Annotated in this window: 14 protein-coding genes; 4 read left to right on the top strand and 10 right to left on the bottom strand. The window is 70.1% G+C overall.

Features of this window, described 5'->3' with window-relative positions:
* Positions 1 to 9: 9 nt before the first annotated feature.
* The 3 genes from ACTFTM_RS17910 to ACTFTM_RS17900 form a co-directional block, all read right to left on the bottom strand.
* Complete coding sequence (locus ACTFTM_RS17910; protein ID WP_449561611.1) at positions 10 to 765, bottom strand: hypothetical protein; 756 nt, start codon at positions 763 to 765, stop codon at positions 10 to 12.
* A 78-nt stretch (positions 766 to 843) separates the two neighbouring features.
* Complete coding sequence (locus tag ACTFTM_RS17905; protein ID WP_449566667.1) at positions 844 to 1,563, bottom strand: PP2C family protein-serine/threonine phosphatase; 720 nt, start codon at positions 1,561 to 1,563, stop codon at positions 844 to 846.
* A 2-nt stretch (positions 1,564 to 1,565) separates the two neighbouring features.
* Complete coding sequence (locus ACTFTM_RS17900; protein ID WP_449566666.1) at positions 1,566 to 2,372, bottom strand: GntR family transcriptional regulator; 807 nt, start codon at positions 2,370 to 2,372, stop codon at positions 1,566 to 1,568.
* Positions 2,373 to 2,535: 163 nt separating this feature from the next.
* Between ACTFTM_RS17900 and ACTFTM_RS17895 the strand changes: the two genes are divergently transcribed.
* On the top strand, positions 2,536 to 2,808 hold the full coding sequence (locus ACTFTM_RS17895) for a hypothetical protein (protein WP_449561610.1): 273 nt from the start codon (positions 2,536 to 2,538) through the stop codon (positions 2,806 to 2,808).
* Positions 2,809 to 2,994: 186 nt separating this feature from the next.
* Here the strand turns inward: ACTFTM_RS17895 and ACTFTM_RS17890 are convergent, their stop codons facing one another.
* Positions 2,995 to 6,459: a ThuA domain-containing protein gene (locus tag ACTFTM_RS17890; protein WP_449561609.1), complete on the bottom strand. Its 3,465-nt coding sequence runs from the start codon at positions 6,457 to 6,459 to the stop codon at positions 2,995 to 2,997.
* Between the two features lie 171 nt (positions 6,460 to 6,630).
* Between ACTFTM_RS17890 and ACTFTM_RS17885 the strand changes: the two genes are divergently transcribed.
* On the top strand, positions 6,631 to 7,446 hold the full coding sequence (locus ACTFTM_RS17885) for a hypothetical protein (RefSeq protein WP_449561608.1): 816 nt from the start codon (positions 6,631 to 6,633) through the stop codon (positions 7,444 to 7,446).
* Positions 7,446 to 7,736: a DUF1905 domain-containing protein gene (locus ACTFTM_RS17880; RefSeq protein ID WP_449561607.1), complete on the top strand. Its 291-nt coding sequence runs from the start codon at positions 7,446 to 7,448 to the stop codon at positions 7,734 to 7,736. Before ACTFTM_RS17885 ends, ACTFTM_RS17880 begins: the two co-directional genes overlap by 1 nt.
* Before the next feature lie 61 nt (positions 7,737 to 7,797).
* On the opposite strand, the gene ACTFTM_RS17875 is transcribed toward ACTFTM_RS17880, so the two are convergent.
* A complete protein-coding gene (locus ACTFTM_RS17875) occupies positions 7,798 to 8,172 on the bottom strand; it encodes a VOC family protein (protein ID WP_449561606.1) in 375 nt (124 codons plus the stop codon).
* A gap of 273 nt (positions 8,173 to 8,445) precedes the next feature.
* Here ACTFTM_RS17875 and ACTFTM_RS17870 point away from each other — a divergent pair, with 273 nt between their 5' ends.
* Positions 8,446 to 8,928 (top strand): hypothetical protein, encoded by a 483-nt coding sequence (locus tag ACTFTM_RS17870; protein ID WP_449561605.1) that lies wholly within the window; start codon positions 8,446 to 8,448, stop codon positions 8,926 to 8,928.
* Positions 8,929 to 9,007: 79 nt separating this feature from the next.
* Here ACTFTM_RS17870 and ACTFTM_RS17865 read toward each other — a convergent pair whose 3' ends face one another.
* The 5 genes from ACTFTM_RS17865 to ACTFTM_RS17845 all read right to left on the bottom strand — a co-directional run bounded on the left by ACTFTM_RS17865 (position 9,008) and on the right by ACTFTM_RS17845 (position 13,799).
* Positions 9,008 to 9,661, bottom strand: coding sequence for a GNAT family N-acetyltransferase (locus ACTFTM_RS17865; protein ID WP_449566665.1), 654 nt, complete (start codon positions 9,659 to 9,661; stop codon positions 9,008 to 9,010).
* Positions 9,662 to 9,735: 74 nt separating this feature from the next.
* Complete coding sequence (locus tag ACTFTM_RS17860) at positions 9,736 to 10,983, bottom strand: cellulose binding domain-containing protein (RefSeq protein WP_449561604.1); 1,248 nt, start codon at positions 10,981 to 10,983, stop codon at positions 9,736 to 9,738.
* Between the two features lie 215 nt (positions 10,984 to 11,198).
* On the bottom strand, positions 11,199 to 12,143 hold the full coding sequence (locus ACTFTM_RS17855; RefSeq protein ID WP_449561603.1) for a PaaX family transcriptional regulator: 945 nt from the start codon (positions 12,141 to 12,143) through the stop codon (positions 11,199 to 11,201).
* 42 nt (positions 12,144 to 12,185) lie between these two features.
* On the bottom strand, positions 12,186 to 13,412 hold the full coding sequence (locus tag ACTFTM_RS17850) for an RNA polymerase sigma factor (protein WP_449561602.1): 1,227 nt from the start codon (positions 13,410 to 13,412) through the stop codon (positions 12,186 to 12,188).
* Positions 13,413 to 13,799 (bottom strand): YciI family protein, encoded by a 387-nt coding sequence (locus tag ACTFTM_RS17845; protein WP_449561601.1) that lies wholly within the window; start codon positions 13,797 to 13,799, stop codon positions 13,413 to 13,415.
* Positions 13,800 to 13,803: the final 4 nt, after the last annotated feature.

Genomic DNA, 13,803 nt, shown 5'->3' with positions numbered 1-13,803 from the left:
CTGTTCTTCCTAGCGCTGCCAGGCGTCGATGGCGCGGACGCCCTCCCGCATGGTCCGGTCCAGGGTGGCCGGGTTGCCGCTGGCGCCCTCCCAGCCCTCGTCGTCGAGGACCGTGACCACACCGTCGACCCGCGCCACGGCGATCTGGCTGGTGGTCTCGCCGCGGGTGCGTTCGCCGTTCAGACTCGCGGCGGGCCACGTCCGGGTCACCAGCAACGCCTCGTCCCCGACTCCGGGCACCGCCTTGCTCTCGACCGTGACCTTGTTACCGCCCTGGTCGTACGACGGGCACGCCTGTACCGCGGCGCGGAGGCGTCGCAGGTAGTCCGAAGCGCCGTCCCCCGCGAAGGTGAAGATGGTCTGGTGGATCATGCCCTGGGGCACGTTGGTGTCGGGCTCGCCGGCCTTCTTGTACGTCACCGTCATGGCCGCGCTCGCGGTGACCTGACGACCCCCGGTGCCGAACTCGTTGCCGCACAGCTTCGGCAGGGCCTCGGCGACGGGCGTCGGACGGCGCGGAGACTTCCGCAGCTCGGACGGTAGCTCCACGAAGGCCGACGTCGGGATGGTCGTCGGCGCGCTGGCGCTCACGGACGGCTGGTCGGACGGACTGGGCGCGGCTGTCGGTGTCGACGTCGTCGACGCGACCGACGGCGTGGGATCGGACCCGCCCGCGCCGGCCGTGCAGGCGGTGCTGAACGCGACGGTGCCCAGCAGCGGCAGGATCAGCGCTCGCGTGGTCGGCGTCAGCGCGTACCGGCTCATGTTCCCCCCTCACCTCGACCGGCACAGTTCCCTGCCATGGTCGACCGGAAACGATCGGCACCGGTGTCGGCGCGCCGGCTACGGCCGGGTCGCGTCAATGACAATCACGGTGACGTTGTCGTGTCCACCCTGGTCGATCGCCAAGGCCACGAGTTGGTCAGCGATGTTTCCTGGGCTGTCGTCGGAGTCGAGCGCAGCTCGAATCTGCTCGTGCGGCACGTACGAACTCAGTCCATCCGAGCACAACAGGACGCGGTCGCCGGGCTGAAGCTGGAGAGGCCTCAGGTCGGCCGACCGGCCATCGGCCCGTCCGTCGAGGAAACGGGCCAGCCTCCCGGGGAGATTGGGCACCTCCTCGGCGTCGGCGAGGAGGTATTCGTAGGTGTGGTCCTCGCTGACCTGAACCAGGGCGTTGTCGCCGGAGCCGTAGCGTCGGATCAGATAGGCCCGGGAGTCCCCAACGTTTGCCACGATCGCATGACTGCCCGAATGCAGCAGAGCGACGAACGTGGTGCCCATCCCCGCCAGTTCCGGATTCTCGCGGATCTTTCTCCGTAACTCGTCGCTCGCTTCGTTGATGGCCCGTCCCAAGAATTCAGCAAGAACCTCCGGATCCACCGGGCGGTCGTACGCCTGAATGGCAGCGACGACTGTGCTGCTCGCGACGTCACCGGCGACGTGACCGCCGAGACCGTCTGCGACCACGTACAGCCACTGTCCTTGGCTGTGGGCGTCCTCGTTTCGTCTGCGGACGAGGCCCTGGTGCGTCCGGCTGGCCGCCACGAGACTGAGGGTCACGGTCATGACCTCCTACTCGGTCCGCCGTCAGGCCACGGCTCCTTCGCGCTCGCGTCGCGGTGCAGGACGTGGACTGTTTCTACTCGGTCGCTCGCCACGACGTACTCGGTTACTTCCACCGGCTTCTGGTCGCCTCCCGAGGTGCCGACCCGCACGATCTCCAGTACGGGCAGGTTGGTGGGGATCTCCAAGAGACTCGCTTCGTCTCTGCTGGGCATCCGGGCGCGGTGAATCTCCATCCACCTGATCGGCCAGTGGCCAGCGTTCTCGATGTGGTGCAGCCATTCGCCTGCCGCCGGGCTCGCGTCCATGTCGGCGACGATGTGAGCGACGCGTGGGTGAATCCACGAGATGTTGATCTGAAACGGAGCCTCGGAAGCTGGCCCGGTAACCCGAAATCGGCGAAGGACTTCGGTGCCCGGGTCTACTCCCAGAAGCTTGGCGACGCGGGGATCGTCCAGTCGGGCCGGCGCGTTGACGGCCTTGCCGTGGCTAACCCACACCTCCTGGCTGCTTGCCGAAGGGAACGAGTATCCAGTTGCCTGCACGTTGCGCTTGACGAGATCACCGCGGGGCCGACGTGGACGTATCGTGCCGTATCGAACGGCGATGCCCCGCCCCTGGACGGCCCACACGTAGCCCTCGGTCTCCAGTAGGGCAATGGCCCGGCCGACGGTGTCGCGGTTGGCGTCGTACTCGGCTGCGAGATCGTTGAGGGTCGGCAGCCGCGCACCCGGCTCCCATTCTCCGGCTTCGATCCGCTCGCGGATCATGGACGCGATGTTCAGGTAGCGCGAGTGCAGCGGCACGTCCACGCCCTTCCCGGTTGTCCATAGACAAGCCTTGACGCTGAGGCAGATTGTCCCCACACTATCTCCGTAGATTGTCCCAAGACAATCTGGTGCCCACGAGGTCCGGGGTCAGTCGACCGTCGAGACCGGCGCGCGGGGAGCCCTCAGGAGGGAGATGCCCATGACGGGAAATTGTGGCGAGCCAGAAGCGTTGCCCGCGAGCAGTCCAGCGAGGCCGGAGAGGCCGACGGTTGTCGTGGCAGAAGTGCCGCAGGTCTTCGTTCTCATCAGGGACGAGAAGACTGTCGGTTACCTCTTCGACCTTCCCTCGGGCGCGGTGGCCATCCTGGATGGTGCGAGGGAGATCTTCCGATCGGACTCCCTGGACGACTTCGCCAGGTTCTTCGGCCCGTTGCTGGATCTTCACATCGCAAAGGTCCGGCAAGACCCCTAGACGAATACTTTCTGACCTCGTGGGGGCGGATGCCGTCGTAAGCGGTATACCTCAGAGTCATATTGATGCCTCTGAGGTATACCGCTTACCAGTACATCGACACGGCGGGCAGCCGAAGCGGATGGCTAGCGCCACCCGCCGTGGGCGGTGGCGGGCGGGGTGCCCCGCCCGCCACCGGGCCATCGATCAGGTGACCGTGACGGTCAGGTTGAGCGAGCGGGTCTCCCCACCGGTGTAGGTGATCGTCACCCGGGCGGTGAAGCTGCCCTTGCGGGGGTAGGCGTGACTCGTCGACCGCAGCGTCGCGCCGTGCGCATCGGCGCTGTTGTCGCCGAAGTCCCACGCGTAGTCGGTGATGCTCTGCCCGGACGGCGCGGTCGCGGTGGCGGTCAACGTGGTGGTCAGCGGCGCGGCACCGCCGGTCGGGTTGGCCACGATGGCGAGGCTTCCGCCCGGTTCCTGTTTGACGCCGGCGCCGTTGAACCGCATCCAGTCCAGCGACATCAGGTCCGGGGTTCCGCCGACCTGGGCGGCGTTGACGAACTTCGCGTACAGGGTGGTGGTGCCGGTCGGTTTGTTGGTCAGCGCGACCGTGGGCGACACCAGGTTGTCCCACCCTCCGGTCGAGCCGATGGTGGCCGTACCGATCAGGGTGCCGGTGGGCGAGCCGGTCCGCAGTTCGATGGTGCCACCGAGGCCGCCGTTGGTCACCCCGAGCGTGACCGAGCCGATGTTGCGCAGGTCCACCGGTCCGTACGCCGCCCAGTCGTTGTGGTCGACGTCGCCGAGCCGCTTGCCGGCGCGGGCGGTGGTCCGGTCGTTGACGATCAGGCCGGACTGGGCGGTGAAGTGCTCGGCCTCCTTGCTCTTGGGTTGCAACTGGACCCGGGTCGAGCCGGTCAGCGCCGGCACGCCCCCGGCCGCACCACCGTCGGTGTACTGGGCGGTGATCAGGGTGTACAGGTTCTGCCCCGGCCCGTGTCCGTCACCGGCGTCCGCCTCGGTGGCCAGCAGCCCGGAGCAGCCGGTGTAGACGTCGAGTGGGTGGGCGTGCGTGTCGTGGCCGAGCTGCGTCTGCACGGTCACCTTGGCGCAGTCGATGGTGGTGTCCTCCGGGTCGGTGACCGTCACCGTGTACGGGATCTTGTCGCCGAAGTCGAAGAACCCGCCGTCGGGCACGGTGATGGTGACCGTCGGCCGGGTGTTGCCGACCACGACGTCGGTGACGGCGGTGGCGGTCAGCCCGTTGCCGCTGTTGCGGACGGTCAGCCGGGCGGTGAACCTCCCGGCCGCCGCGTACGTGAAGCTCGGGTTGGCGGCGGTGGAGTCGGTGGTGCCGTCGTTGGTGAAGTCCCACGCGTAGCTGAGCGCCGTGCCGTCACCGGCCGTCGTGCCGGCCGAGGAGAAGCCGACCGTCAGCGGCGTACGTCCGCTGTCCGGAGTGGCGGTGACCTTCGCGGTGGGTGGTCGGCCGTTGGCCACGTAGTCGATCCGGTAGATGCCGGCGCCGGCGTTGCTGCCGCCCCGACCGCTGCCGGTGCCCTCGCCGAAGTCGATGACGTAGAGCGAGCCGTCCGGGCCGAACTCCGCCTCGAAGGGCTGGATCCAGCTCATGTTCTCGAAGATCCCGTTGATCGACTGGAGGTCACCGACGGCGGTGGGCGCGAAGCGCGAGTTGCTGAACGTCTGCGCCGTCCTGTGGATCGAGAGCGTCTTGAACCACTTGCGGGTGAACTCGTAGGTGATCCACTTGCCCTCGAAGTACTCGGGGAACTTGGTGGTACGGGTGTTCGCCGGGTCGAAGTCGTAGACCGGGCCGCTCATCGGGCCACCACCGCCGGTGCCCACCTCGGGGAACTGGGTGGAGGCGGAGTACGCGTACCAGACCAGCGCCGGCTTCGCCGCCGGCAGGGTGGTCAGGCCGGTGTTGTTGGGGGAGTTGTTCACGGGCGCCGCGCAGTTGAACTTCGCGCCGGAGGTGCTGGTGGCGAAGTTGTAGTCGTTGAAGGGGATGTTGTTGCCCACGCAGTACGGCCAGCCGTAGTTGCCGGCGGTCGTGATGCGGTTGAACTCGACGGTCCCCTCCGGTCCCCGATTCGCATCCGCCGCGCGGGCGTCCGGGCCGTAGTCACCGACGAGCACGGCGTTCGTCCCCGGCTCGATGGTGATCCGGAACGGGTTGCGCATGCCCATGGCGTAGATCTCCGGCCGGGTCCGCGCGGTGCCGGCCGGGAAGAGGTTGCCACTGGGCACGGTGTACGTGCCGTCGGCCTGTGGGGTGATCCGCAGGATCTTGCCGCGCAGGTCGTTGGTGTTGCCGGCGGTGCCCTGGGCGTCCCAGGCGGCCCGGCCGGACTGCTCGTCGATGGGGGTGTAGCCGCTGGACGCGAAGGGGTCGGTGTTGTCGCCGATCGCGGCGTACAGCCGGCCGGCCGCGTCCATGGCCAGTGACCCGCCCATGTGCGAGTTGGCCCGACCCACGCCCCGGTACGTCGGGACGGTCAGCAGCCGCTTCTCCGAGGAGAGCGCCACGCTGTTGTTGGCGACGGTGAACCGGGACAGGTTGAGCTGTTTGAGGGTCTTGTCGGACCAGAGCAGGTAGACCCAGCCGTTGCTGGCGAAGTTGCGGTCCAGGGTCATCCCGAGCAGTCCGTCGGACTGGTCGGTCATCGCCGAGGTGTACGCGAAGTCGAGCAGCGTGGTGACCTGGAGCGTGTCGGAGTCGACCACCTTGAGCGCTCCGGTGCGCTGGATGTAGTAGACCCTGCGGTCGGGCGCGACGGCCAGCTCGAACGGGTCGGCCAGGTTCTCGGTGACCAGTCCCACCCGCTCGAAGGTGCCGGTCTCGGTGGCCGAGCAGTCACCGGCGACCGCGCCGGCGGCCCACTCGATGCCGTAGCGCAGGTGCTCCAGGAAGGCCGGTTCGCTGAACCGTGCGCTGGCGTGCCCACCGGCGGTGAACCAGGACCGGCCGCCGTCGTAGCGCTGACACCAGGAGTACGCGTGGTCGACACCCTCGTCCAGGCCGCTGATCCCGTCGCGCACCTTGATCTGCGCGAGGGTGTGCACGTTGCCGGTGGGGTTGGTGCGCCAGTTGTACCACTCCTCGCTCTGCTCCCACAGCTCCGGCAGGTTGCGGGTGGAGGGGTGGGCGCGGTCGAGGACCTTGACCCGACCCGGGTACGTGCCGCCGGTGGCCGAGAAGTCGGGGTGGTAGTCGAAGATGGTGCCGACCAGGCCCTCGTACCAGGGCCAGTCCCGTTCACTCGCCGAGGCGGCGTGCACGCCGGCCCACCCGCCGCCGTTGCGGATGAACGTCTGCAGCGCCGCGCGCTGGCTGGCGTTGAGCAGGTCACCCGAGGCGGGGGTGGAGTTGGTGTTGTTGAAGACCAGGGCGTCGAAGGTGGCGAGGTTGGCGTCGGTGAAGGCGGCCGCGTCGGTCGTGGCGACGACCTCGAAGTTGTGTGCGGTCCCGAGCTGCTGGATCGCGGCGACGCCGGCCGGGATCGAGTCGTGGTAGAAGTTCGTGATCTTCGAGAAGACCAGCACCCGGAAGCGCGGGGCGGCCTCGGCGGGCAGGGCGGTGGTGGTGCTCAGGACGGTGGCGATGGCGAGCAGGATCAGGCAGAACGCGCGCAGGTGTTTGGGCATGGGGCGCTCCCTGTCGGACGGTGAGGGTCGGAAAGCGCTTTCTCGCTGCCCGCATCACGGTACTGACGCGCAGTTACGATCGTCAATAGAGCCTAGGTAAGCGGTTTCCTGGTGGGTGGCCGATCCGCCGCGGCAGTGTCCTCGCGTAGACCAGAGCCGAGGAGTCGATAGGTGCACATCACGTTGGCGACGAGCGCCGGTAGGGCCGGCAGGCCGAACGAGGACTTCGTGGGGGCGGTCCCCGGCGCCGTCGTACTGCTCGACGGCGCCGGCATTCCGGGGGCCGAGGCGCTCTGCGCGCACGGGGTCGCCTGGTACACCCACCGTCTCGGCGGCACGCTGCTCGGCGGTCTCTCGCGGGCCGACGGGCGGGACCTCGCGGCGATCCTCGCCGACGCCATCGGTGCGACGGCCACCGCCCATCGCGCCACCTGCGACATCGCCGATCCCAGCAGTCCCCAGGCGACGGTCCTGATGGTCCGCGCCCACCGGGGACGGCTGGAGCACCTCCTGCTCGCGGACTCGTACCTCGTGCTCGACCAGGTCGGCGGCGGCGTGCGGATGATCACCGACGGGCGCGAGGTGGTCGCCAGGCGGGAGTGCGCGGCGCCCCTGGCCGGCGTCACACCCGCAACCCCGGAGTACGACCTCGTCCGCGCCTCCTGCGCCGCGGCACTGCGCGCTCGTCGGAACCAGCCGGGCGGTTACTGGATCGCCAAGGACGACCCGCAGGCGGCATGGGAGGCGGCGACCGGCAGCCACCCCCTCGACGAGCTGAACGGCGTCGCGGTGCTCAGCAACGGCGCCAGCCGGATCGTCAGCCCGTACGCCCTGACCGACTGGCCGGGTGTGCGGGATCTGCTCGTCGCCGACGGTCCGTCCGGTGTCATCCGCCGCGTCCGTGAGTTCGAAGACCAGATGCGCGACGGCCCCGACGCGCTCGTCCCGGACGATGCCACGGTGGCCCACTACCGTCTGATGCCGTGATGGAGTACGAGTTCGAAGGTGCCGTCTGGGAGTGGCGCGGGCCGTCGCCGTACCACTTCGTGACGATCCCACCCGAGTGCGTCGACATGGTGCGGCAGGTGGCCTCGGCGGTCACCTACGGCTGGGGCATGATCCCGGTGGAGGTCCGGCTCGGGCGAAGCCGCTGGCGCACCTCCCTGTTCCCGAAGGACGAGGGCTATGTCCTTCCGCTGCGGGACTCGGTGCGCAACAAGGAGAACATCGCCCTCGACGACGTGGTGCACATCCGCCTTGCCGTCCGGCCGCGGTAGCGCGGCTCGCCCGCACGCCCCGGTCGGACGCTGAGCCACGGCGTCCGACCAGGGGCGGCTGCTAGAGGTACGGGCGCGTGATGAGTTCGATCGCGTGTCCGGCCGGGTCCTTGAAGTAGAACCCTCGGCCACCGTGCTCGCTGTTGGTCTCGCCGGGCCTCTTCATCTGCGGGTCCGCCCAGTACGTGATGCCTCGTTCCTCGATGTACGCGAGGCATCGCGCGAACAACTCGTCGTCGACGAGGAACGCGTAGTGCTGCATCTGGATGTCCACCGGCGGCTCGGCGAACTGGAGCAGTACGCCGTCGTCCAGCAGAACGTTGACGAACAGCCCCCACGAGGGCGCCTCCGGGAGTCCGAACAGTTCCCGGTAGAAGGCCGCCGACGCGTGCCTGTCCGTCGCGGCGATGATGGTGTGGTTGAACGTGACTGTCACGCGTACCGTCTTTCGGTCGATCCGAAGACCCGACCGGAAGCACACGGCGTCCAGCAGCCGTACTGATTGACAGACCCCGAAGGCGGGAACGCCCCGGACCCATGCGGACGACGCGTACGCGTCGATCTCGGCATGGCGGCTGAAGTAGCCAGAACCTCCGGGGGTAGGCCCATCTGGGGCGCAGAAGGAGGTTAACACGACGTCCTTTCACGTGCATGACCACCACGTGCCGCCACGCGAACTCCAAGCTCGGCGCTTGGCTATCGTTCTCAGATGGCGTCTGATCTCTCGGACGCCGTCGGCGCGGCCTTCCTCGCGGACGGCCCGGCCGACGGTGTCGACCTCAGCCTCTTCGGCCAGTTCGCGGGCTCCTGGACGCTGGACTGCACCGAGTACGAACCCGACGGTTCCACGACCGTCCGCCGGGGCGAGTGGCACTTCGGCTACGCGCTCGGCGGGCGGGCGACCACCGACGTCTGGATCCTGCCCGGCGTCGAACACGGCGTCAGCGTGCGGTTCCCGGACCCCACGGCGGGGGCGGGGGTCTGGCGCTCGACGTGGGTGGGCCCGGGCCGGCGGCGGACGCACACCTTCCTGGCGTCGCGCGTCGGTGACGAGATCGTGCTCGACGGTGGCGACCTACGGTGGACCTTCTCCGACATCGGCGTCGACGAGTTCCGCTGGCGCAACGAGGCGCGGCAGCCCGACGGGGCATGGCGAATCCAGCAGACGTTCCGGGTGTGGAGGCGGGCCTGAGCGGTCCGGCGGCGCCGAGGTCGACCCCGAACAGGCCGCCCAGAGGAGATGGGTTCCGGGACCGCCCGACCGCCCCGCCCTACGGCCGCGCTGGTGGCAGGAGCAGCGCCTCCGCGCCGACCGGGCGGAACCCGGCCGCCTGGAAGGCGCGCACGCTGCGGGCGTTGCCGGCGGCCTGCTGAGCCCAGACCGGTTGCCCGTCGGGTACGAGGTGCCGGGCGGCCGTGGCCAGCGTCCGCCCCAGGCCGCGGTGGCGGCAGTCCTCGTCGACCTCGATCGCCGTCTCCCAGCGGCCCGCCACGCCTCGACCCAGGACGACCACCCCGCCGTCGGCGGCCCAGACCCGGACGTCGTCACGACGCCGCCGCGCTCGGCCGGCGCGGGCGTGCCCGGCGTCCGGGACCTCGGTCAGCCGCAGCGGGGGCGGGCCGGGAAGAGGACGCGCGACCGTCAGGAGGTCGATGGTGTCGGTGGCTCGCCCGGTGCGGTCGAGCAGCGCGGCGAGGAAGCGCGGGTTCATCGTGGCCGCCAGACCGTCGCAGTCGAGGGTCGCCAGTGTGTGGCGTACCCATTCGGGGTCTTCGTCGGTGAACACCACGGAGTGCGCGGTGAACGCGATGACGCCGGCGTCGCGGTGGCACGGCTGCGGTACGACGGTGGTCCCGCCGTCTGCGGGCGGGAAGTGCCCCTCCGCCGCCGCTCGCAGGATGTCGGCCAACGTGCTGCCGGCGATCGTCGTCTCCTCTGTTCGGTGGAACGCGCTCGGCGGCCGGCGCGTGACGCGCCGACCGCCGAGGTGGTTCGGTGTCAGCTTCCGGTGCAGGTGGCGGTGGCGCCGCTGCCGGTACCGGTGCCCTGGAATCCGAAACTGGTGGTCTGGCCCGCGGCCAGCCGTCCATTGTAGCTCTGGTTGGCGACGGTGACGGTGCCGCTGCTTCCGGTCGCGACGCCGTTCCAGAGCGAGGTGACCGTGGCGCCGCTGGGCAGGGTGAGGGTGACCCGCCAACCGCTGAGGGCGGTGGTTCCGGCGGTGACGGTGACGTTGGCGACGAATCCGCCGTTCCACTGGTCCTGCACGGCGTAGGTCGCGGTGCAGACGGCGCCCGTGGGCGGTGGCGTGGTGGGCGGCGGCGTCGTGGGCGGGGGCGTGGTCGGAGGGGGAGTGGTGGGCGGTGGAGTCGTCGGCGGGGGCGTGGTCGGCGGCGTGCCGTCGTCAAGAGTCAGGTTCTTCTGTTGGACCGTCCACTGCGTACGGCACAGACCGCAGTTGGGTCCGACGAAGTTCGCGCCGGCGGTGGTGTCGCCCTTGAGCCGCCACTTGAGGTAGAGGACGGCGACGCGACCGAACTCGCCGCCGTTGGTCTGGTCGTACGTGCCGCCGTGCCCGACGTTGAGGTTGCCCATGAAGGCGGGCAGCGTGGACGGCAGCTTGCCCCAGTCGTCGATGGCGTTCGGGTAGGCGATGTCGCTGGGCCCGCCGATGAAGTAGGCGATCGGCTTGGTCAGTCTCCTGAGTTGGTAGTCGTCGGCGTCGTTGAGCAGGCCGCTGCTGAAGATGCCGGTCGTGGTGACGCGCGGGTCGTTGGAGACGGCGTACGCCTCCAGCCCGCCGCAGGAGAAGCCCGCGACCGCGACCTTCGTCGTGTCGATCTTGTTGAAGTACTTGCTGCCCTGCCGGGAGTTCTCCGCGATGGCCCAGTCGATGGACTGGGTGAGCATCTGGGAGTTGGTGGAGCCGGAGCCGTTCGGCGCGCCGTTGGCGATGGCGAGGAAGCCGTGCGAGGCGATCTCGCGCAGGAAGTTGCCCTGGGAGAGGCCGTTGGCCGAGCACCCGCCGTTGCCCCAGACGAAGATGGGCAGGCGCTCGGACGGGAGCGTCTGCGGCCGGAAGATGGTGTGGTTGGCCAGGCTGGCCGAGGTCTCGTAGTCGGCGGGATAGGGGCCGGAGCCGCCCACGGCGGCATCGGCCGGTGTCGCGCCGAGCGTAATGATCATCGAGGCGATCGGGACGACGGCGGCCGCCAACCCCGCGTAGATCTTCGATCTTCTTCTCATGCGCGCCTCCAACGGATGTCACGGTGGGGCTCCCGGCGGCGGTGGCGGCTGTACGTTCGCGCGCGACCAGGGTCGGCGCAGGCCACGGGCCAGGTCGATGGATACGCGTCGACCACCCGGCGGGGTCCCCACAGGCGATCCGATGGGAGCGGTGTGCAGTTACTATCACTGTCGCAACGAAATGTGTCAATATCTCGGCTGTTTGGTCGCCGGGCTCAGCCGCCCTGGCTGTTGCCGCCCGGTCCGATCGCCCAGAGGTCGTCCGATGCCTCGAAGTGGGTGATCCACGCCGCGGCGTCCGGCCAGTGCGGTGTCGCCACCTCCACCAGCCGCGCCTGCGCGAGCGCGCCGAGCGCGGAGTGGATCTCCAGGAAGGTGTCCCTGGCCTCCTGTCGGGGCCAGGGCGTCGGCAGCAGGTGCTCGGGCAGGTCCGGGTCGATGTCGGCGAACCTCCGCCAGGAGTCCATGGCCGAGGTCCGGGCCACCAGCGCCTGAGCCGCGCCCACCTCGTTGTCGCGTACGGCCGTCCGCAGCGGCGTGTACCGCTGGATGAAGGTCGAGTACCCGGACGCGAGCGTGGCCAGGTCGTACGCGGCGGCCGGCCCGTGTGGCCCGGACTCCTCGTCGAACCGGACGTGCATGACCGACCACCGGGCGCCCTCGACGTGGCGGAGCAGTTCGTCCAGCACCGTCGTCGCCGGCGCGGCGTCGGTTCCCGGTCGGATCCACACGCTGTCGTAGAGGCTGGCAAAGCGCAGCGCGCCCAGCGCCCGGCGCACCGCGTGCCGCGCCGCCTGCCCTGCGGTCGGGGCCGAGAAGGAGGCCAGCACCCAGTCGCCGGTCCACTGCGGCGGGTGGGCGCCGAAGGTCAGGAAGTGCCGCATCCGGGCGCGATGCCGGGCGATCGCTCCCGGCGTCAGGTGGTAGACCGGGGGCCGCCGGCTCGCCCGCATCGCGATGAGACCACGCTTGACCAGCCGGGACAGCGCGGCACGGGCACTGGACTCGCTGACCCCGAACTCGCCCAGGATCGCGATGACCGCCGCCGAGGGCAGGTCCGCGTCGGTGGAGTCGAGATACTCGCCGAGCACGGTCGCCAACAGATGCTGCGGGCTGGACCCGGCCTGGGCCCGGGGTGCTCGTACGTCGTCACCGTCCACGCCACCAGACTGCCGCACCCGATGGCGTACGCCAGCAGCCCCTCATGTCAGGGCGGCCGCCTTACGCAGCAGCACCGAGCGTTCGCGCTGGTTGCCGCAGAGCCTCGCCGCCATCTCCAGTTCGGCGCGTGCCTCGGCCCGCCGGCCGAGCCGGGACAGCAGTTCGCCGCGGACGGTGGGCAGCAAGTGCGATCCGGCGAGCCGACCCGCGGCGACGATCTCGTCCACCATGGCCAGCGCCCGCGCCGGGCCGGAGGCCATGGCCACGGCGACGGCGCGGTTGAGTTCGACCACCGGCGACGGCGCGAGCCGGCCGAGCGCGTCGTAGAGCGTTACGATCCGATCCCAGTCGGTCGCCTCGACGGACGGTGCTGACGCGTGGGTGGCGGCGATCGCGGCCTGTAGGCCATAGCGACCGAGGCCGCCGCGCGATGCCTCCGCCAGTGCGGTCAGCCCTCGGCGTATCGCGGACACGTCCCACCGTCGCCGGTCCTGGTCGTCGAGCAGGACCGGAGTACCGTCCGGGGCGGTCCGGGCGGGGAACCGCGCGGCCGTCAGCTCGCAGAGCGCGAGCAGGCCGTGCACCTCCGGCTCGTCGGGTTGGAGCGTCGCCAGCGTACGAGTCAGTCGGATCGCCTCGTACGCGACGTCCGGGCGCAGCAGGCGGTCGCCCGAGGTGGCCGTCGACCCCTCGGTGAAGATCAGGTACAGGACGTGCAGCACACCGCCCAGCCGTGTCCGGCGCTCGCCGGCCGGGGGCAGCTCGAACCGCACCCCGGCCGCCGCGATCGTCTTCTTGGCGCGGGTGATGCGGGCCTGCACGGTCGGCACGGGCACGAGGAACGCGCGGGCGATCTCCTCGCTGGACAGCCCGCCGACGACCCGCAGCGTCAGCGCCACGCGCGCCTCGGGGGAGAGCACCGGGTGGCAGCTGATGAACATCAGGGCGAGGATGTCGTCGTCGATGTGGTCGGGGTCGACGGGCTCGTCCAGGTCTTCGCCCGCCGCCGCGTCGACCGCCAGCAGCGCGTACCGCTCCCGCAGGGCGGTCCGGCGGCGGATCGTGTCGATGGCGCGCCGTCGCGCGGTGGCCATGAGCCAGCCGGCCGGATTGGCGGGGGAGGCGCGCGGCCACGACACCAGCGCCTCGGCCACCGCCTCCTGGGTGGCGTCCTCGGCCAGCCCGATGTCGCCGGTCAGCCGGGTCACCGTGGCCACGATCCGCGCCGACTCGACCCGCCAGACGGCCTCGACGTCCGCCGTACCCATTCAGAGCTGACCGCTGGTCGTGCTGCCCGGTGGGACCTCGTCGGCCTCGGCCACCCGCCGCACCTCGATCTTGGAGCCGGGGACCGCCGGGACCCGCCGGGCCCACTCGACGGCCTCCTGCTTCGAGGCGACGTCGAGCAGGAAGTAGCCACCGAACAGCTCCCTGGTCTCGCCGTACGGGCCGTCCGTCACCACGGGCGCGTCGCCGCCGAAGTCCACCACGACGCCCTGGCCCGGATCGTCCAGCCCTTCGGCCGCGAGGAGGACGCCGGCCTTCAGCATCTCCTCGATGAACCGGCCGGTCGCGGCCATCGCCTCGTCGATCGACGCCATCATGGCCGCGTTCGACTCGTCGGTGCCTCGCATGATCAGCATGTACTTCGCCATCGTC

The organism is Micromonospora sp. RB23 (assembly GCF_053585025.1).
The sequence above is the reverse complement of the archived record's forward strand: the minus strand, read 5'-3'. Positions and strand labels throughout refer to the sequence as shown.